General features: G+C 65.6%; 16 protein-coding genes. 10 read left to right on the top strand and 6 right to left on the bottom strand.

The window, feature by feature from the left end:
- Nucleotides 1-130: DUF1289 domain-containing protein (locus HMPREF2886_RS33045; RefSeq protein ID WP_139148395.1), on the bottom strand; the 130-nt coding region annotated here is incomplete at its 3' end.
- A gap of 381 nt (nt 131-511) precedes the next feature.
- Here HMPREF2886_RS33045 and acnB point away from each other — a divergent pair.
- From acnB to cobA, 10 genes are all read left to right on the top strand, one after another.
- A complete protein-coding gene (gene acnB / locus HMPREF2886_RS07990; protein WP_003087875.1) occupies nt 512-3,121 on the top strand; it encodes a bifunctional aconitate hydratase 2/2-methylisocitrate dehydratase in 2,610 nt (869 codons plus the stop codon).
- Nucleotides 3,122-3,298: 177 nt separating this feature from the next.
- Nucleotides 3,299-4,507, top strand: a complete 1,209-nt coding sequence (locus HMPREF2886_RS07985) for a CmpA/NrtA family ABC transporter substrate-binding protein (protein ID WP_070747085.1) — start codon at nt 3,299-3,301, stop codon at nt 4,505-4,507.
- A 16-nt stretch (nt 4,508-4,523) separates the two neighbouring features.
- Nucleotides 4,524-5,102, top strand: a complete 579-nt coding sequence (locus HMPREF2886_RS07980) for an ANTAR domain-containing response regulator (protein WP_033973010.1) — start codon at nt 4,524-4,526, stop codon at nt 5,100-5,102.
- A gap of 229 nt (nt 5,103-5,331) precedes the next feature.
- Nucleotides 5,332-6,027, top strand: a complete 696-nt coding sequence (locus HMPREF2886_RS07975; protein ID WP_003098044.1) for a polysaccharide lyase family 7 protein — start codon at nt 5,332-5,334, stop codon at nt 6,025-6,027.
- A gap of 353 nt (nt 6,028-6,380) precedes the next feature.
- Nucleotides 6,381-7,592, top strand: a complete 1,212-nt coding sequence (locus HMPREF2886_RS07970) for a NarK family nitrate/nitrite MFS transporter (RefSeq protein WP_033973008.1) — start codon at nt 6,381-6,383, stop codon at nt 7,590-7,592.
- Between the two features lie 20 nt (nt 7,593-7,612).
- Complete coding sequence (locus HMPREF2886_RS07965) at nt 7,613-9,262, top strand: bifunctional protein-serine/threonine kinase/phosphatase (protein ID WP_083318533.1); 1,650 nt, start codon at nt 7,613-7,615, stop codon at nt 9,260-9,262.
- 267 nt (nt 9,263-9,529) lie between these two features.
- Complete coding sequence (nirB, locus tag HMPREF2886_RS07960) at nt 9,530-11,980, top strand: nitrite reductase large subunit NirB (protein WP_057388419.1); 2,451 nt, start codon at nt 9,530-9,532, stop codon at nt 11,978-11,980.
- A gap of 53 nt (nt 11,981-12,033) precedes the next feature.
- Nucleotides 12,034-12,360: a nitrite reductase small subunit NirD gene (nirD, locus tag HMPREF2886_RS07955; protein ID WP_033977268.1), complete on the top strand. Its 327-nt coding sequence runs from the start codon at nt 12,034-12,036 to the stop codon at nt 12,358-12,360.
- Nucleotides 12,361-12,386: 26 nt separating this feature from the next.
- The gene (locus tag HMPREF2886_RS07950; RefSeq protein WP_033973005.1) at nt 12,387-15,113 is read left to right on the top strand and encodes a nitrate reductase; all 2,727 of its coding nucleotides are present in this window, start codon (nt 12,387-12,389) and stop codon (nt 15,111-15,113) included.
- An 11-nt stretch (nt 15,114-15,124) separates the two neighbouring features.
- Entirely contained in the window at nt 15,125-15,862 is a 738-nt protein-coding gene (gene cobA, locus HMPREF2886_RS07945) for a uroporphyrinogen-III C-methyltransferase (protein WP_039027853.1), read from the top strand.
- A gap of 68 nt (nt 15,863-15,930) precedes the next feature.
- Here the strand turns inward: cobA and oprF are convergent, their stop codons facing one another.
- The 5 genes from oprF to HMPREF2886_RS07920 all read right to left on the bottom strand — a co-directional run bounded on the left by oprF (nt 15,931) and on the right by HMPREF2886_RS07920 (nt 19,882).
- Nucleotides 15,931-16,983, bottom strand: a complete 1,053-nt coding sequence (gene oprF / locus HMPREF2886_RS07940) for an outer membrane porin OprF (protein WP_033973003.1) — start codon at nt 16,981-16,983, stop codon at nt 15,931-15,933.
- Between the two features lie 108 nt (nt 16,984-17,091).
- Nucleotides 17,092-17,682, bottom strand: a complete 591-nt coding sequence (sigX, locus tag HMPREF2886_RS07935; protein WP_003098059.1) for an RNA polymerase sigma factor SigX — start codon at nt 17,680-17,682, stop codon at nt 17,092-17,094.
- Between the two features lie 71 nt (nt 17,683-17,753).
- Nucleotides 17,754-18,578: a mechanosensitive ion channel family protein gene (locus HMPREF2886_RS07930; RefSeq protein WP_003087830.1), complete on the bottom strand. Its 825-nt coding sequence runs from the start codon at nt 18,576-18,578 to the stop codon at nt 17,754-17,756.
- A gap of 2 nt (nt 18,579-18,580) precedes the next feature.
- Nucleotides 18,581-18,835, bottom strand: a complete 255-nt coding sequence (locus HMPREF2886_RS07925; protein ID WP_003120308.1) for a hypothetical protein — start codon at nt 18,833-18,835, stop codon at nt 18,581-18,583.
- Between the two features lie 48 nt (nt 18,836-18,883).
- Nucleotides 18,884-19,882 carry a zinc transporter ZntB gene (locus HMPREF2886_RS07920; RefSeq protein WP_003098062.1) on the bottom strand — a complete coding sequence of 333 codons (999 nt, stop codon included), beginning with the start codon at nt 19,880-19,882 and terminating at the stop codon, nt 18,884-18,886.
- Nucleotides 19,883-19,939 lie beyond the last annotated feature (57 nt).

The raw sequence follows: 19,939 nt of genomic DNA, 5'->3' as shown, positions 1-19,939 counted from the left end.
TTTCCTCGGCGTCGTAGAGGTTCCAGTTGACCACCTCATGGTGGAAACGCTTGCAGCCACGGCATACCAGGTCGCCGTATACCGTGGAGCAAAGCCCTACGCAGGGGGTTTTGATTCTTTGCGAAGACATGGCCGGGACAACGAAAACAAAGCGGCATCTTAGCCCTTTGTCTAATCAAGTTCACCCCGTGGTTCCTAGGGTTTCCGACTTAACTTTGCGTCGAGTTTCCAGTAACATTGGCCCGCCTTTTTAGGCGCCAATGTCCGTTAGAAGCTGTTTTCAAAGCGTCACGAGCACAGTTTCCGGCAGGTACGCTGGCGACGGCGCCTCCCTCAAGCGTCTCGCCAGCCCCACCCCAGCCCGCCGGCGTAAAACTTTGAAAACAGCTTCTGTCTGGAACCTGCCGATGCCCTCGTAGGTTGGTGGATTACCGTCCACCTGGGCCTGACGAGCGGATCTGCGTCGGTTCCTGGATACGTGTCCCCCGGGACCACTGATGAGGGAAATACTGTGCTTGAAGCCTACCGCAAACACGTAGAAGAGCGTGCCGCCCAGGGTGTCGTGCCCCAACCGCTGAACGCCGAACAGACCGCAGGCCTGGTCGAGCTGCTGAAGAACCCGCCGGCCGGCGAAGAAGAATTCCTCCTTGACCTGATCACCAACCGCGTACCGCCGGGCGTCGACGAAGCCGCCTACGTCAAGGCCGGTTTCCTTTCCGCCATCGTCAAGGGCGAAGCCACCTCCCCCCTTATCGACAAGCAACGTGCCGCCGAGCTGCTGGGCACCATGCAGGGCGGCTACAACATCGCCACCCTGGTCGAACTGCTGGACGACGCCGAACTGGCCAACACCGCCGCCGAACAGCTGAAGCACACCCTGCTGATGTTCGACGCCTTCCACGACGTAGCCGAACGCGCCAAGAAGGGCAATGCCGCGGCCAAGTCCGTGCTGCAATCCTGGGCCGATGGCGAGTGGTTCAAGGCCAAGCCGGAAGTCCCGGAAAAGCTGACTCTCACCGTATTCAAGGTCCCCGGCGAAACCAACACCGACGACCTCTCCCCGGCCCCCGACGCCTGGTCGCGCCCGGACATCCCGCTGCACGCCCTGGCCATGCTGAAGATGGCCCGCGACGGCATCGAGCCGGTCCAGCCGGGTTCGGTCGGTCCGCTGAAGCAGATCGAAGCGGTCAAGGCCAAGGGCTTCCCGGTCGCCTACGTCGGCGACGTGGTCGGCACCGGTTCCTCGCGCAAATCCGCCACCAACTCGGTGCTGTGGTTCTTCGGCGACGACATTCCGTTCGTGCCGAACAAGCGTGCCGGCGGCTTCTGCTTCGGCACCAAGATCGCGCCGATCTTCTACAACACCATGGAAGATGCCGGCGCCCTGCCGATCGAGTTCGACTGCACCAACCTGGCCATGGGCGACGTCATCGACGTATACCCCTATGAAGGCAAGGTCGTTCGCCACGACAGCGGCGAAGTGGTCACCACCTTCGAGCTGAAGACCCCGGTCCTGCTCGACGAAGTCCGCGCCGGCGGCCGTATCCCGCTGATCGTCGGCCGTGGCCTGACCGAGAAGGCCCGCGCCGAGCTGGGCCTGGGCGCCTCCGACCTGTTCCGCAAGCCGGAAGCACCGGCCGATAGCGGCAAGGGCTTCACCCTGGCGCAGAAAATGGTCGGCCGCGCCTGCGGTCTGCCGGAAGGCCAGGGCGTGCGCCCGGGCACCTACTGCGAACCGAAGATGACCACCGTCGGTTCCCAGGACACCACCGGCCCGATGACCCGCGACGAACTGAAGGACCTCGCCTGCCTCGGCTTCTCCGCCGACCTGGTGATGCAGTCCTTCTGCCACACCGCGGCCTATCCGAAGCCGATCGACGTCAAGACCCACCACACCCTGCCCGACTTCATCATGACCCGTGGCGGCGTGTCGCTGCGTCCGGGCGACGGCATCATCCACAGCTGGCTGAACCGCATGCTGCTGCCCGATACCGTTGGTACCGGCGGCGACTCGCACACCCGCTTCCCGATCGGCATCTCCTTCCCGGCCGGCTCCGGCCTGGTGGCCTTCGCCGCCGCCACCGGCGTGATGCCGCTGGATATGCCGGAGTCGGTGCTGGTGCGCTTCAAGGGCAAGCTGCAACCGGGCATCACCCTGCGTGACCTGGTCCATGCGATCCCTTACTACGCGATCCAGCAGGGCCTGCTGACCGTCGAGAAGAAAGGCAAGAAGAACATCTTCTCCGGCCGCATCCTCGAGATCGAAGGCCTCAACGACCTGACCGTGGAGCAGGCCTTCGAGCTGTCCGACGCCTCGGCCGAGCGTTCCGCCGCCGGCTGCACCATCAAGCTGCCGGAACAGGCGATCGCCGAGTACCTGAAGTCCAACATCACCCTGCTGCGCTGGATGATCGGCGAAGGCTACGGCGACCCGCGCACCCTGGAGCGTCGCGCCCAGGCGATGGAAGCCTGGCTGGCCAAGCCGGAGCTGCTGGAAGCCGACAAGGACGCCGAGTACGCCGCGGTGATCGAGATCGACCTGGCCGACGTCAAGGAGCCGGTGCTCTGCGCGCCGAACGATCCGGACGACGCGCGCCTGCTGTCGAGCGTACAGGGCCGCAAGATCGATGAAGTGTTCATCGGCTCCTGCATGACCAACATCGGTCACTTCCGCGCCGCCGGCAAGCTGCTGGACAAGGTCAAGGGCGGTATCCCGACCCGTCTGTGGCTGGCTCCGCCGACCAAGATGGACGCCCACCAGCTGACCGAGGAAGGCTACTACGGTATCTACGGCAAGGCTGGCGCGCGCATGGAAATGCCGGGCTGCTCGCTGTGCATGGGCAACCAGGCTCGCGTCCAGACCGGTTCCACCGTGGTCTCCACTTCGACCCGTAACTTCCCGAACCGTCTGGGCGATGCCACCGATGTGTTCCTGGCATCGGCCGAGCTGGCGGCGGTCTCCTCGATCCTCGGCAAACTGCCGACCGTGGAGGAGTACATGGCCTACGCGAAGGACATCGACAGCATGGCTGCCGACGTCTACCGCTACCTGAGCTTCGACCAGATCGCCGAGTTCCGCGAAGCGGCTGCGAACGCCAAGATCCCGGTCGTCCAGGCCTGATCCAGCGACGCGTCGAACAAGCCCCGCCCCGTGCGGGGCTTTTTCTTGCCCGGCGCAAACCCTCGCACCGCCTGGCATAACGCTTGCTGTGGCAGCTATGGAAAAGCGCGCCGACGACAGCGCCTGCGCACTGGAAAACGGGACGGCCCGCGCTGCCCTCCCGCACTCGAGGTGGTAATGACAGACAGAGCGATACGCAGCCAGGCCTGGGCCGGCGGTTCCGACGCACCGGAAAAGAGCGCCCTGGACATCGGTTTCATGGCGCTGACCGATTCGGCCTCGCTGATCGTGGCCGCCACCCAGGGCTTCGCCCAGCCCTACGGCCTCTCGCTCAATCTCAGGCGCCAACCGTCCTGGGCCGCCTTGCGCGACAAGCTGCTCAGCGGCGAGCTGGATGCCGCGCAGTGCCTGTACGGGCTGGTCTACGGCGTCCAGCTCGGCCTCGGCGGCAGCGTGGCGAGCGAGATGGCGGTGCTCATGGGACTGTGCCAGAACGGCCAGGCGATCAATCTTTCCGAACCGCTGAAGCAGGCTGGCGTGACCAGTGCGGAGGCACTGCTCCGGCATCGGCGCCAGAATGGTGCACGCCTGACCCTGGCACAGACCTTTCCCACCGGCACCCACGCGCTCTGGCTGAACTACTGGTTGGCGAGCATCGGTCTGCATCCGCTGCACGACGTGCACAGCGTGGTGGTTCCACCGGCACAGATGGTCGGCCATCTCCAGGCCGGGCGCATCGACGGGTTCTGCGCCGGCGGCCCCTGGGGCGCCCTGGCCGTGGACCAGGGCCAGGGCTTCACCATCGCCACCAGCCAGGCGATCTGGCCGGACCACCCGGAAAAGGTCCTCGGCACTACCCGCGCCTTCGTCGACGCCTACCCGAACACCGCCCGCGCGCTGGTCATGGCGGTCCTCGACGCCAGCCGCTTCATCGAACAGAACGCCGAGAACCGCCTGGGCACCGCGCAACTGATCAGCAGCCGCGACTATGTCGACGCTCCGCTCGGGGCGATCCAGCCGCGCTTCTTCGGCCGCTACCAGGACGGCCTCGGCAACGCCTGGCAGGACCCGCATCCGCTGCGTTTCTACGCCGACGGCGAAGTCAACCGGCCCTGGCTCTCGGATGGCATGTGGTTCATGACCCAGTTCCGCCGCTGGGGCCTGCTGCGCGAAGACCCGGACTACCTGGGCATCGCCCGCAGGGTCCAGCAGACCGCGCTGTACCGCGATGCCGCGACGGCCCTTGGCCTGTGCCTGGACGGCGCCGACATGCGCCGCTCGATGCTGATCGACGGGCGCACCTGGGACGGTAGCGACCCCGCCGGCTACGCCCGCAGCTTCCCGATCCACGCCCTGGCCGAAACCGGCCAGGGCATCGCCCCCTGACCCTGGTGCGCCCGCCATGCTGCGTATCCTGCTGATCGACGACACGCCGAAGAAAGTCGGACGCCTCAGGGCCGCCCTGCTCGAGAGCGGTTTCGAAGTGGTGGACGAGTCGGGGCTGACCATCGACCTGCCGGCACGCGTCGAAGCGCTGCGTCCCGACGTGATCCTGATCGACACGGAGTCTCCCGGCCGCGACGTGATGGAGCAGGTCTGCCTGGTCAGCCGCGACCAGCCGCGCCCGATCGTGATGTTCACCGACGAGCACGATCCGGGAGTGATGCGCCGCGCCATCCAGTCCGGGGTCAGCGCCTACATCGTCGAAGGCATTCAGGCCAGCCGCCTGCAACCGATCCTCGACGTAGCCATGGCGCGCTTCGAGAGCGACCAGGCGCTGCGCGCTCAACTGCAGGCGCGCGAGGCGCAGCTGGCCGAGCGCAAGCGCATCGAGCTGGCCAAGGGCCTGCTGATGAAGATGAAGCATTGCGGCGAGGAGGAGGCCTACACGCTGATGCGGCGCCAGGCCATGAGCCGCCAGCAGAAGCTGATCCAGGTCGCCGAGCAGATCATCGCCATGCACGACATGCTCGGCGACTGAAGCCGGCTGGGCAGCTGGCGATCATATCGCCAGCCATCCTGCTGGCCCCCGGCGCAGAGCGGCGCGGCTATGCTCGTGCGCCCGGAACGGTCCTATCCGTTCTGGGAGCTACCCCCTCGCCACCCTCGACTAGCATGACCAGGGAGGCCCGCAGTGGACGCCCAGGGCTAGGAGCCGCAGGCGTCCGCCCGAACCGCACCGCCGACTCAGCGGTCAGGAGATGCTCAGCATGATCGATCTCAGCACCTGGAACCTTACCATTCCCACCGAACCCACCCCGCAGGTGATCACCACCCAGCAACTCAACAACGGCTACCAGAGCCAGTACTTCCAGCAAGGCAACGATGGCGGCCTGGTCTTCTGGGTGCCCATCGACGGCTCACACACCGAGGACAGCACCTATCCTCGCACCGAACTGCGCGAAACCCAGGCCGACGGCAGCCTCGACAACTGGTACTACTGGCAGGCCGACAACGAACTGCGGGTGACCATGAGCGTCGAGAAGGTCCCCTCGAAGAACAAGGTGATCATCGGCCAGATCCACAGCAAGTCGCCACAGACCGACGACGGCGAACCTCTGGTGAAGCTGCAGTACTACTACAAGCCCGAGGAAGGCCTCGGCCGGGTCGAGGCGCTGGTACGCAACCACCCGGACGATTCCTATAGCCGCAACGTGTCGATCCTCGAGCAGGTACGCCTGGGCGAGCGCTTCAACTACAGCCTGCGCGTCACCTCCAGCGGCGAATTGGCGGTGCGCGCGCGCAGCCAGGACGGCGAAGAGGACGCCTACTACCAGACCCTCGGCAGCGCCTGGAACGATCAGTTGCTCTATTTCAAGGCCGGCGCCTACGTGAACGACAACGCCGGCGACAGCGGCGAAGGCAGCCGCGTGACCATCTACCACCTGAACACCGCCCACCGCTGAACCGCCGACGGCGCACGGACGCGCCGCCCCAGCCCTGTGCAAGCCCCCGACGCCTGCCACCGCGGCGTGCACACCCGACGCCATGGTTGTCCCTGCAACCGCTCTACGCCGAGCTTTCGACAACTTGGCAAAGAGCTTGCTATGTCCTGCCTGACGGTAGCCAACGGCGGTTACCCATCCCCGACAAAGACGTCGCGCGGCCTCTCCCTCCCGGCAGAGGCCCGTGGCGTCTTCGTCGTTTCGCCCCAGCGTCGGGGCGGGTGGGTGGTCCGCTGTCGGACGCTCACCTTGTAGCGATGCAACTTCCGCCGGGCGGCCGTTCCGCCCCGATTCCGCTGGATACGAGGTGTTCGATGAACAACAGCTTCTGGAAGGCCGGCCATGCGCCGACCCTGTTCGCGGCGTTTCTCTATTTCGACCTGAGCTTCATGGTCTGGTACGTGCTCGGCCCGCTGGGGGTACAGATTGCCGGCGACCTGCAACTGAGCACCCAACAGCGCGCGATGATGGTCGCCACGCCGATCCTCGCCGGCGCTGTACTGCGCTTCCTGCTCGGCCTGCTGGCCGATCGCTGGTCGCCGAAGAGCGCCGGCATCCTCGCCCAGGTCATCGTCATCGCCGCCCTGGCGGCCGCCTGGCTGCTGGGCGTGAACAGCTATGCGCAGGCACTGCTGCTGGGGTTGTTCCTCGGCTTCGCCGGGGCCTCCTTCGCCGTGGCTCTGCCGCTCGCTTCGCAATGGTACCCGCCGCAACACCAGGGCAAGGCCATGGGCATCGCCGGCGCGGGCAACTCCGGCACCGTGCTCGCCGCCCTCTTCGCCCCCGGCCTGGCCGCCGCGTTCGGCTGGAACAACGTGTTCGGCTTCGCCCTGCTGCCGCTCGTCCTGACCCTCCTGGTGTTCGCCATGATCGCGCGCAACGCCCCGCAGCGGCCGGCGCCCAAGGCCATGGGCGATTACCTGAAAGCCCTCGGCGACCGCGACAGCTGGTGGTTCATGTTCTTCTACAGCGTCACCTTCGGCGGCTTCCTCGGCCTGGCCAGCACCCTGCCCGGCTATTTCCACGACCAGTACGGCCTGAACCCGGTGACCGCCGGCTACTACACCGCCGCCTGCGTATTCGCCGGCAGCCTGATGCGCCCGCTCGGAGGCGCCCTCGCCGATCGCATAGGCGGCATCCGCAGCCTGCTGATGGTGTACACCCTGGCCGCCATCTGCATCGCCGCGGTCGGTTTCCACTTGCCCAGCGCGATGGCCGCCCTCGGCCTGTTCGTGGTTGCCATGCTCAGTCTCGGTGCCGGCAATGGCGCGGTGTTCCAGCTGGTACCGCAGCGCTTCCACAAGGAAATCGGCGTGATGACCGGGCTGATCGGCATGGCCGGCGGCATCGGCGGCTTCTGCCTGACTGCCGGCCTCGGCGCGATCAAGCAAAGCACCGGCGACTACCAGCTCGGCCTGTGGCTGTTCGCCAGTCTCGGCGTGCTGGCCTGGTTCGGCCTCCATGGGGTGAAGCGGCGCTGGCGCACCACCTGGGGCTCGGCCGCGGTCACCGCCGCGCGGGTCTGAGCGTGGGGCTGCGCCTGAGCATCGGCGAGGCCAGCGCCTGCGGGCCTCGCACGGAAAACCAGGACGCGCTGCGGGTGGTCACCCCGGCGCCGGGCCTGGCCGCCAGCAAGGGACACCTGCTGGCCATCGCCGACGGTGTCAGCCAGTGCGCCGATGGCGGCCTGGCGGCGCGCAGCAGCCTGCAAGCGCTGGCCCTGGATTACTATGCGACTCCGGAAACCTGGGCCATCGTGCAGTCCCTGGACCGCCTGCTGCTGGCACAGAACCGTTGGCTACAGGCCAATGGCGGCGGCCAGCCGCTGCTAACCACCCTCACCGCCCTGGTGCTGCGCGGCACCCGCTACACCCTGGCCCACGTCGGCGATTGCCGGGCCTACCTGTGGCGCGATGGCGAGTTGCTCCGGCAGACCAGCGACCACGTCTGGGAACAGCCGCATATGCAACACGTGCTGACCCGTGCCCTGGGACTGGACCAGCATCTGGTGGTCGACTATCTGGAAGGCGATCTGGAGCCCGGCAGCCAGTGGCTACTGGTCAGCGACGGCGTCTGGGCGACGCTGGGCGACAGCGGTATCCGCAGCATCCTGCGCAACGCCGAGGAGCCGCAGCGCAGCGCCGAGGCCCTGGTTCGCGCCGCCCACCTGGCAGGCAGCCAGGACAACGCCAGCGCCCTGCTGGTACGCGTGGAAGCCGTGCCCGCAGGCAGCCTCGGCGACGCCCTCGCGCAACTGGGCCAATGGCCACTGCCGCCGCCGCTGAAGCCCGGCCAGCTCTTCGAAGGCTGGCGGGTCCGGCAGTTGCTCGGCGAATCCCGCCAGTCCCTGCTCTACCGGGTCGAGGATGGACAGGGCCAACCCTGGCTGCTGAAGACCCTTCCCGCCGCACGTGCCGACGATCCGCTGGCAACCCAGGCCCTGCTGCTCGAGGAATGGTTCCTGCGCCGCGTCCAGGGCCGGCATTTCCCCGAGTTGCACGGATTGGCGCAACGCCAGCATCTTTATTACCTGATGCGCGAGCACCCCGGAGAGACTCTCGCCGAGCGCTTGCGCAGCCATGGCCCGCTGTCGCTGCCGGAGTGGCTGGGGCTGGCCAACCAGCTGCTGCGCGGGCTTGGCCAGTTGCATCGACGCAACCTGCTGCACCGCGACCTCAAGCCGGAAAATCTCCACCTCGGCCGCGACGGCGAGCTGCGCCTGCTGGATTTCGGCCTGGCCTGGTGTCCGGGATTGTCGCGCGAAGACCCCCATCTGCTACCGGGTACGCCCAGCTACCTGGCGCCGGAGTGCTTCTCCGGCACCTCGCCCTCGGTGCGCCAGGATCTCTACGCCACCGGCGTCTGCCTCTACCAGGCGCTGACCGGGCGCTATCCCTATGGCGAGATCGAAGCCTTCCAGCACCCGCGCTTCGGTCGCCCCGTCCCGCCCAGCCGCTATCGCCCCGACCTGCCGGCCTGGATCGACGACCTGCTGCTGCGCGCCGTCGCCTGCGACCCCGCACAGCGCTTCGAGACCGCCGAGGAATGGCTGCTCTCGCTGCAACAGGGAGAAGCGTTGCCGGCCGCGGCAACCCGCCCATTGCTGGAGCGCGAACCGCTGCAGACCTGGCGCGCCATCGCCCTGCTGTCCCTGGCCGCCAACCTGGCGCTACTCCTGGTCTGGCTGAAGGGCTGAGAGGCACCAGCCCGGTGCGATACGCCCCGGCACGGGGCAGAAAGACCGCGGGGAGGCCCCGCGTTATCCCTGCAAGGCCATGGAGATAGGCAATAGCGCAAGTTGGCACGGCGCCTGCTTGGGTTCTCCCGACAATCGACAACAAGGCGCCTGCCTCAACGACGAGGCGGCGTTTCCCGACCGAACGGGACCTGGACAAAGGCGTCCTGCTGGCAACAGCGGGACGCCTTTTTTGTTTGCGCCAACCTTATGCAGGAGCTCCTCCGCATGAAGAAGATCAAGCTGGTGATGGTCGGCAACGGCATGGCCGGGGTCCGTACCCTGGAAGAACTGCTCAAGCTCAACTCGGACTTCTACGACATCACGGTGTTCGGCGCCGAGCCCCATCCCAACTACAACCGCATCCTGCTGTCCCCGGTGCTGGCCGGCGAGCAGACCTTCGAGGAAATCGTCCTCAACGACCTCAACTGGTATGCGGAAAACGGCATCAAGCTCCTCCTCGACCGCAAGGTGGTGCAGATCGACCGGCTTCGCCGCAGGGTGGTCGCCGCGGACGGCAGCGAGGCCGAGTACGACCGCCTGCTGCTGGCCACCGGCTCGGTCCCCTTCATCCTGCCGATACCCGGCAATCGCCTGCAGGGCGTGATCGGCTACCGCGACATCGCCGACACCCAGGCCATGATCGACTGCGCCCGGACCCACAGCCACGCGGTGGTGATCGGCGGCGGCCTGCTCGGCCTGGAGGCGGCCAACGGCCTCAAGCAACGCGGCATGGACGTGACCGTCGTGCACCTCTCCGACTGGCTGCTGGAACGCCAACTGGACCGCACCGCCGGCAAACTCCTGCAAGGCGCGCTGGAAGCCCGCGGCATCCGCTTCCGCCTGAACACCCAGACCCAGGAACTGATGGACAACGGCAGCGGCCGGGTCTGTGCCGTGCAGTTCAACGACGGCGACGTGATTCCCGCCGACCTGGTGGTAATGGCCGCCGGCATCCGCCCCAATACCGAGCTGGCCGAAAGCGCAGGTATCCCCTGCAACCGCGGCATCCTGGTCAACGACACCCTGCAGACCTACGACCCACGCATCTATGCGGTCGGCGAATGCGCCAACCACCGTGGCATCGCCTACGGCCTGGTTGCGCCGCTGTTCGAGCAGGCCAAGGTCTGTGCCAACCACCTGGCTCATCTCGGCTACGCCCGCTACCTGGGCTCGGTGACCTCGACCAAGCTCAAGGTGACCGGTATCGACCTGTTCTCCGCCGGCGACTTCATCGGCGGCGAAGGCAGCGAGACCATCACCCTTTCCGACCCCATCGGCGGCGTCTACAAGAAGCTGGTGATCAAGGACGATGTATTGGTCGGCGCCTGTCTCTACGGCGACACCGCCGATGGCGGCTGGTACTTCCGGCAGATCCGCGAGAACCACAACGTCGCGCAGATCCGCGACCACCTGATGTTCGGCGAGAACGCCCTCGGCGATGTCGGCCACCAGGGCCAGAACAGTGCCGCGAGCATGCCCGACACAGCCGAAGTATGCGGCTGCAACGGCGTCTGCAAGGGCACCATCGTCAAGGCCATACAAGAACACGGCCTGTTCAGCGTCGACGAAGTCAAGAAGCACACCAAGGCCGCCAGCTCCTGCGGCTCCTGCGCGGGATTGGTGGAACAGATCCTGATCAGCACCGTCGGCGGCGCCGCCGACGTCAAGCCGAAGAGCGAGAAGGCCATCTGCGGCTGCAGCGACCTCAACCACGGGCAGATCCGCAAGGCCATTCGCGAACACCGGCTGACCAGTCTCGACGCCGCCATGCGCTTCATGGACTGGAAGACCCCGAACGGCTGTGCCACCTGCCGCCCGGCCCTGAACTACTACCTGATCTCGACCTGGCCGGGAGAAGCCAAGGACGATCCGCAGTCGCGCCTGATCAACGAACGCGCCCACGCCAACATCCAGAAGGACGGCACCTACTCGGTGGTACCGCGGATGTGGGGCGGCGTGACCAACGCCGCCGAGTTGCGGCGCATCGCCGACGTCGCCGACAAGTACCAGGTGCCTATGGTCAAGGTCACCGGCGGCCAGCGCATCGACCTGCTGGGGGTGAAGAAGGACGACCTGCCGGCCATCTGGAAAGACCTCGACATGCCCTCCGGACATGCCTACGGCAAATCCATCCGCACCGTGAAGACCTGCGTCGGCAGCGAATTCTGCCGCTTCGGCACGCAGAACTCGACGCAGCTGGGCATCGATCTGGAACACGACCTGTTCAACATGTGGTCGCCGCACAAGGTCAAGCTGGCGGTCTCCGGCTGCCCGCGCAATTGCGCCGAGGCCGGGATCAAGGACGTCGGCATCATCGGCGTGGACTCCGGCTGGGAGATGTACATCGGCGGCAACGGCGGGATCAAGACCGAGGTCGCGGAGTTCTTCGTCAAGCTCAAGACCGCCGAAGAGGTGCGCGAATACAACGGCGCCTTCCTCCAGCTCTACCGCGAGGAAGCCTTCTACCTGGAGCGCACGGTGCATTACCTGCAGCGGGTCGGCATGGAGCACATCCGCAAGGCGGTGGTCGAGGATGCGGAAAACCGCAAGGCGCTCAACGAGCGTCTGCAATTCGCCCTGTCCTTCGAGCAGGACCCATGGAAGCAGCGCATCGAACAGCCGCTATTGAAGAAGGAGTTCGAACGGATTCCGCTCAAGCAACTGGAAAACGTCTGAATCCCTTGTCCGGGCCGTCCCACGGCGGCCCTCCCCCCTACCGGAGTGAACCGATGAACTGGCTGGATATCTGCGCCCTCGATGAAATCAACCCGCTGGGCTCGCGCGTGGTCGCCGGCCCGAAAGGCGACATCGCCATCTTCCGCGCCGCCGACGACCAGGTCTTCGCCCTCGATGACCGCTGCCCGCACAAGGGCGGCCCGCTATCCCAGGGCCTGATCTACGGCAAGCGAGTGGCCTGTCCGTTGCACAACTGGCAGATCGAACTGGAGAGCGGCGAAGCCGTGGCCCCGGACCAGGGCTGCGCCCATCGTCACCCGGTGCGGGTGGAGAACGGACGGGTGCTGCTCGGCCTGAACAGCGTGGCGCTGTGCGCCTGATCTCTCGCCGATAACAGGAGCCGAGCATGTCGACAGATTCCCCGCTGCGCACCACCGCTTCGACCTGCTGCTATTGCGGCGTGGGTTGTGGCGTCCTGATCGAACACGACGGCGAACGCATCCTCGGCGTGCAAGGCGATCCGCGGCACCCGGCCAACTTCGGCAGACTCTGCAGCAAAGGCGCCAGCCTGCACCTGACCGGCGACCTCCAGGCCCGCGCGCTGTACCCCCAACTACGCCTGGGCAAGCAACTGGCGCGGGCTCGCAGCGACTGGGGGAGTGCCCTGGAACATGCCGCCGGGCGTTTCGCCGAGACCATTCGCGAACACGGGCCGGACAGCGTGGCCTTCTATATCTCCGGCCAGTTGCTGACCGAGGACTACTACGCCTTCAACAAGCTGGCGCGGGCTTTGGTCGGCACCAACAACATCGACAGCAATTCGCGCCTGTGCATGTCCTCGGCGGTGGTCGGCTACAAGCGCAGCCTGGGCGCCGACGCACCGCCGTGCAGCTACGAAGACCTCGACTGCGCCGATTGCGTGCTGATCGCCGGCAGCAACATGGCCTTCGCCCACCCGGTCCTGTTCCGTCGCCTGGAAGCCACCAAGGCCGCTCGGCCGGAGATGCGCATCGTCGTGATCGACCCGCGGCGCACCGACACCTGCGAGCTGGCCGACCTGCACCTGGCGCTGCTGCCCGGCACCGACGTCGCACTGTTCCACGGCATCCTGCATATCCTGCTCTGGGAGGACTGGATCGACCGTTCGTTCATCGCCGAGCATACCGAGGGTTTCGCCGACCTGAAGGAACTGGTGCGCGACTACACCCCGGCCGCCGTCGCCGACATCTGCGGCATCGACCGCGCCGACCTGCAGCGCTGCGCCGAATGGATCGGCCGTTCGCCGCGCTTCCTTTCGCTCTGGTGCATGGGGCTCAACCAGTCCAGCGCCGGCAGCGCCAAGAACAGCGCGCTGATCAACCTGCACCTGGCCACCGGCAAGATCGGCCGCGCCGGATGTGGGCCGTTTTCCCTCACCGGCCAGCCGAACGCCATGGGCGGTCGCGAGACCGGCAGCCTGGCCAACCTGTTGCCCGGCCACCGCGAAGCCGCCGATCCCGGCCATCGCGCCGAAGTGGCGCACTACTGGGGTGTGGAACAGTTGCCCACGTCCCCCGGTCTCAGCGCCATCGAGCTGTTCGATGCAGTCCACGACGGCCGGATCAAGGCGCTCTGGATCGCCTGTACCAACCCCGCGCAATCGCTGCCGGACCAGCACAAGATCCACGAGGCCCTTGCCCGCTGTCCCTTCGTGGTGGTCCAGGAAGCCTTCGCCGGCACGGAAACCTGCCAATACGCCGACCTTTTGCTTCCAGCCGCATCCTGGGGAGAAAAGGAAGGCTCCGTGACCAATTCGGAACGGCGGGTCAGTCATGTCCGTCGGGCCGTTCCGCCTCCCGGGGAAGCGCGCCAGGACTGGAACATCGTCTGCGACTTCGCTCGCCGCCTGGAAGGGCATCTGCGACCCGCTAAACCTGGCCTGTTTGCCTTTGCCGACAGCCGCAGCCTGTTCGACGAATACAAGCTGCTCACCGCCGGGCGCGATCTCGATCTTTCCGGCCTCAGCTACGCACTGCTCGACCGCCTGGGGCCGCAGCAATGGCCATTTCCCACTGGCGCGGAGCAAGGCACCGCACGGCTCTATGCAGACGGCCGCTTCCCTACCGCCTCGGGACGCGCGCAACTGGTCGCCGAACCCTATCGCGCCGCCCAGGAAAAACGCGACGCGCGCTACCCGCTGACCCTCAATACCGGACGCTTGCGCGACCAGTGGCACGGCATGAGCCGGACCGGCACCTGCGCACGCCTGTTCGGCCATGAAGAGGAGGCCCTGGTGCACCTGCATCCCGAGGAACTGCGCCGCCGCCAACTGCAGGACGGGCAGCTCGTGCGCCTGAAGAGCCGGCGTGGCGCCCTGGTCCTGCCGGTGAGCGCAGACGACTCGGTGCGCCCCGGCCAGGCCTTCCTGCCGATGCACTGGGGCGATCGCTTCCTCAAGGGCCTGGGCTGCAATGTCCTGACCCTGCCGGCGCTCGACCCCCTGTCGAAACAACCCGAACTCAAGCACGCCGGGGCTCAGGTCGAGTCCGTCGAACTGCCCTGGCACCTGTTCGCGCTGGTGGAAACCGATATCCAGGCACGTTTCGAGGCCCTCCGTGCACTGTGCGAAGTCTTCGACCACGCCAGCTTCAGTCTCGCCGGACGCGAGCGCCCCGCCCTGCTGGTCAGCGCCGCACACCATGAGGCACCTGGCGCAGACCTGCTGGAACGGATAGATCGCCAACTCGAATTGCTCGACGGGCCGATCCTCGCCTACGACGACCCACGGCGCGCCATCGGCAAGCGCGTGCGCCTCGAAAACGGGCGCATCGTCGCCGTCCGGCTCGCCGGCGAAACCCTCGGCCGTGACTGGTTGAAAGAGCTCTGGCTTACCGGCCGGGCCGATAGCGAGCTACGCCGCTGGCTGCTCGCCCCACTCGGCGCGGCACCGGGACGACCCAGCCAGGGTGCGGGCGGCAAGACCCTGTGCAGTTGCCAGAATGTCAGCCAGCAAACGGTGCTCGGCGGCATCGCCCGCGGATTGGACCTGGACGGATTGAAGCGCGAGTTCGGCTGCGGCACCGGCTGCGGCTCCTGCGTACCGGAAATCAAGAGACTGCTGGCGGCCCCCCGGCCCATGCCGGCGAATGCCTGAGGAGAACGACGATGAGCGGTAAGGTCTGGCTGGTGGGCGCGGGTCCCGGCGATCCGGAACTGTTGACCCTGAAGGCAGTTCGCGCCCTGCAGGACGCGGATGTGGTGATGGTCGACGATCTGGTCAACCCGAGCATACTGGAGCACTGTCCGTCCGCCCGGCTGGTCCGGGTCGGTAAACGCGGCGGCTGCCGCTCCACACCGCAGGACTTCATCCAGCGCCTGATGCTGCGGCATGCCCGCCAGGGACGCAGCGTGGTGCGTCTGAAAGGCGGCGATCCATGCATCTTCGGCCGCGCCGGCGAAGAAGCCGAATGGCTGGCCCGGCACGGGATAGACAGCGAGATAGTGAACGGCATCACCGCCGGGCTGGCTGGCGCCACTGGCTGCGGCATACCGCTGACCTACCGCGGCATCAGCCGCGGCGTGACCCTGGTGACCGCGCATACCCAGGACGACAGCCCGCTGGCCTGGGAAGCCCTGGCACGCAGCGGTACCACGCTGGTGGTCTACATGGGTGTCGCCCGTCTCGCGGAGATCCAGGCCGGGCTGCTGGCTGGAGGCATGGCCGAGGATACGCCGCTGGCGATGATCGAGAACGCCACCCTGGGCAACCAGCGCGAATGCCGCAGCGACCTCGGCGAGCTACTGCGGGACGCCGGACGTTTCGCCTTGAAAAGCCCGGCGATCCTGGTGATCGGCGAAGTAACCCGCGACATCGTGTCGCAACCGATTTCCCTGAGCGCCTGACGAGCGGTCTTTTTCCAGGCAAAGAAAAACCCGGCCTGGGCCGGGTTTTTCCTTAGAGGCTCAGCCGATTACTTGGCTTCAGCTTCTACTTCGGCTTCAACGCGACGGTTGATAGCGCGGCCTTCAGCGGTAGCGTTGTCGGCAACCGGGCGGGACTCGCCGTAACCAACAGCGTTCACGCGACCACCTTCTACACCGTACTCGTTGACCAGTACGTCACGAACGGCGTTGGCACGACGCTCGGACAGCTTCTGGTTGTAAGCGTCGGTACCGACGGAGTCGGTGTGACCTTCAACGGTGGTGGAAGTGGACGGGTACTGCTTCATGAAGTCAGCCAGGTTCTTGATGTCAGCGTAGCTGTTCTCTTTGACCTTGGACTTGTCGAAGTCGAACTTCACGTCCAGCTGTACGCGTACGACTTCGGCGACAGCCGGGCAGCCGTTGGCGTCAACGGTGACGTTGGCCGGGGTATCCGGGCACTTGTCGACGTTGTCGCAAACGCCGTCGTTGTCGGAGTCAGAGCAAACGTCGGCAACCGGTTCCGGAGCCGGAGCGGCTTTCGAACCACCGAAGTTGAAGCCGACGCCCAGGCCAGCCATCCACTCGCCCTGGTGACCGTTGTCACGCTTCTCCAGACCGTACTGGCCGTCGAGGCTGGCCTTGGCGAAGAAGTTCTCGGTGAAGTAGTACTTCAGACCAGCGCCGATGTTGGCCATGGTCATCTGCTGACGGCCTTGGCTGTCGCTGTTGATGTTGGTGATGTTCTGGTGAGCCAGACCAGCCGACACGTACGGACGCAGACCTACGCCCGGGGTGCCGAAGTGGTAGATGGCGTCCAGAGAGGCCAGGTTGCCGTGGACCTTCTTGTTGCCGGTTTCGTAGGTGCCACGAACGTCATGGTACTCACCGTAGGACAGCGCCAGCTCGACGTCGTCGGTCAGGAAGTAACCGATCGAGCCGCCGTACAGGTCCGCGTTCTTCATGTTGCGAACGCTGTCGGTGAAGTAGCGCTTGCCGAAGGCTTCGATCTCTACCGAGTTCTGGCCCTGGGCAAAGGCGTTCATTGCCGAAGCGGCAACCAGCGAGCCGATGACAACGCCTAAGGTGTTCTTCAGTTTCATCCGTTAAATCCCCATCTTGATGGTCAGTTAGTTGTCCAACAATCAGCCGCACAACTTGGGTGGCAAGTTTATCAGAACTTCCCGCATAGAGAGACAATATTTACCCAACTATGTTTCGGTCGCATCTGAAAACTTTTCGCGCAGGCGGTCCAGTGCCCGCTTGTAGCGCATTTTCGTCGCACTCAGACCCATGTGCATGATATCCGCTATCTCCTGAAACTCCAGTTCCGCGACGAAGCGAAGAACCAGAATCTCCCGATCTATCGGATTGACATGGACGAGCCAACGATCCAATCCGCCCCGCTCCTCAACCTTCGGCGACTTCTCCTCGGAAGCCTCCTCCAGCGGGTCGAGGCTGAGCGCATCCATCAATCGGCGCTTGCGGCGCTCCTTGCGGTACTGCGTGATGCACTCGTTGTACGTGATGCTATATAGCCACGTTTTGAACTTCGACTTGCCCTCAAAGTTCTTCAACCCGTACAAAACTTTCAGCATCACCTCCTGGCACACGTCGTCCGCGTCGCGGTCGTTGCCCAGGTAGCGGGCACAGACGTTGAACAGCGTGCGCTGGTAACGCCGCATCAATTCTTCATAGGCGCGCGTCACGTGGAACAGCTCCGAGTGCGCACGCTCGACCAGCTCTTCATCGGAAAGCTGGCGTGGGTCATACCGCTGTGACAGGGGGTGAGGCTTATTCAAGTGAGATCAGGCCAGTCATATCGTAAGCCGGGCCGCCCTGCAGAGCAGCCACGTCCATTATCTCTCCCGGATCAGCGGCTGGTAACTCGCTGATCGAGCAGTAGACGGTTGGCCAGCGACACAAGCTCTCCCTCTTCCGTCAGCAGGATGGTCTTGACCGTACCTATCTCTTCAATAGTGCCTTCAACGTCACCCACTTTCACCTGTTGTCCGACCTGATACAGCTCGCGGACGTAGATTCCTGCAATGATCTGCCCGGCGACCTCGCGGCTGCCCAGGCCCAGGGCCAGCGCAGCGGCCAGGCCGACGGTGATCAGGACGATGGCGATGATGTAGTTGAGCAGGTCGGTCTTGACCTCGAGCTGCCCCACCGCCACCGAGATGCTGATGATGATGACCAGCCACTGGGCGATCCGCCCCAGGCCGTTCGCGTATTCGAGGCCGACGCCGTCCGCCGCGCCGCGCACGACGCTGTTCACCAGTTGCGCCAGGAGCACGCCGACGATCAGCACCAGGGCCGCGCCGAACACCTTGGGCAGGTACAGGGCGAGGACGTCCAGCGTGGCGGATACCCGCTGCAGGCCGAGCGACTCGGCGGCGGATACGAGGAAGACGAGCAGCACGAACCAGTAGACGATCTTGCCGACCAGCGTCGAGACCGGAACCTGGATGCCGACCCGGGCCAGCAGCTTGGTCAGGCCGGTGCCACCCATCAGCCGGTCCAGGCCCAGCTTGGCCAGCAGCTTGGAAAGCAGCGCATCGAGCAGCTTGGCGATGACGAAGCCGAGCAGAACGACCACCAGGGCGCCGAGCAGGTTGGGGATGAAGCCTGCCAGCTTGCCCCACAGGGTGTTCATCGCGGTCAGCAAGCTCTGGGTCCAGATATCGAATTGCATGTTCACTCAGCCTTGTCAGCAGAAGAGGCGTTTTTCGCGGAAATACGGGAAACCGGCGCCAGATGCGGCGAACCGTTGTTGATGCCGATCATCAGCGCCTGCAGCCAGTGCCCCATGAGGCTGAACAGGTCACCGGCGCCGACCTGGCGATTGGCCGTCTTCAGCACCCGTCCCAGACGCGCGTCGTCGTCCGGCTGGGGAGCCGAGGCCTTGAGCAGGTCCCGCAGGGACTCTTCGAACGGATCGTGCATGCGCACCTCATGTCTGTACAAGGGAGTGACGCTCTCTCCTCACCCCAGGTCACGTCAGAGCCAGCGCAGCCGACGAAATACCCACCACTGGAACGTGGCGACCCCGCCGATCAGCAGGCAGGCCAGCCAGAACCCATGCGGTGCATCCGCCCCCGGAATGCCGCCGACATTGATTCCCAGCAGACCGGTGACGAAGCTCATCGGCAGGAAAAAGCCGGTGATTATACCAAGGAGATACATGGTGCGGTTCATCCGTTCGGTGATTCGCCGCGACTCGGCTTCCTGCAGGACGCTGATGCGCTCTCGTATCAACTCGAGCTCTTCGAGATTCCGCGTCAGCCGGTTGTTCAGCTCGTTCCAGTAATCGGCGTCGTCCTCGACGAACCAGGACAGCTTGTAGCGCGCCAGTTGCGAGTAGATGTCCCGCTGCGGCGCCAGGTAGCGCCGCAACCCCGCCGACCGGCGGCGCAAGGTACGCAACTGGTGCTGGTCGGGACTGGCGCGCTCGTCCGCCTCGACCAGCTCCTCGACAGCATCGAGCTGGTCGGCTATCCCGCTGATCAGCGTATCGACGCGATCGGTCAGGTAGTGCGCGAGGTAATACACGACCTCGGATGCCGTCTTCGGCCCTTTCCCCGCCTCCAGGTCCTCGAGCAGATCGGCCACCGCCTTCAGCGGCCGCAAACGCAGCGAGATCACCCGGCGCGCGTCGGCGAATACCCGCAGCGAAACCATGTCTTCCGGCTCCGCGCCCGGATTCAGGTTCACTCCACGGAGGAACACCAGCAGGCTTTCGGCCCCGAGATCGAGCAAACGGGGGCGGGTCGCCTCCTCCAGCAGCAGATCGCAGGCGAACTCGCTGAGCCCCGCGGAATCCCGCAGCCAGGCCTGTGCTTCCGGCACGCCGCGATCCCAGTGCAGCCAAAGGCTCTCTTCCGGCAGCAGGTCGAGCACCGCTATCTGGTTGCGTCCGACACGGCGTCCGCCGCCGCGCCCGTTGAGGACGTAGCCATAGATCAGGCCGCGCTCGTCACCCGACTCGTACGCTTGCATTGCGCTTCCCTTGGTAAAACGACCATTTCGACAGTAAAAACACAAGTCCGGCACCAG

The organism is Pseudomonas sp. HMSC066A08, from assembly GCF_001813025.1.
Classification (GTDB): Bacteria; Pseudomonadota; Gammaproteobacteria; order Pseudomonadales; family Pseudomonadaceae; genus Pseudomonas; species Pseudomonas aeruginosa.
This window is presented reverse-complemented; position numbering and strand designations above follow the sequence as displayed.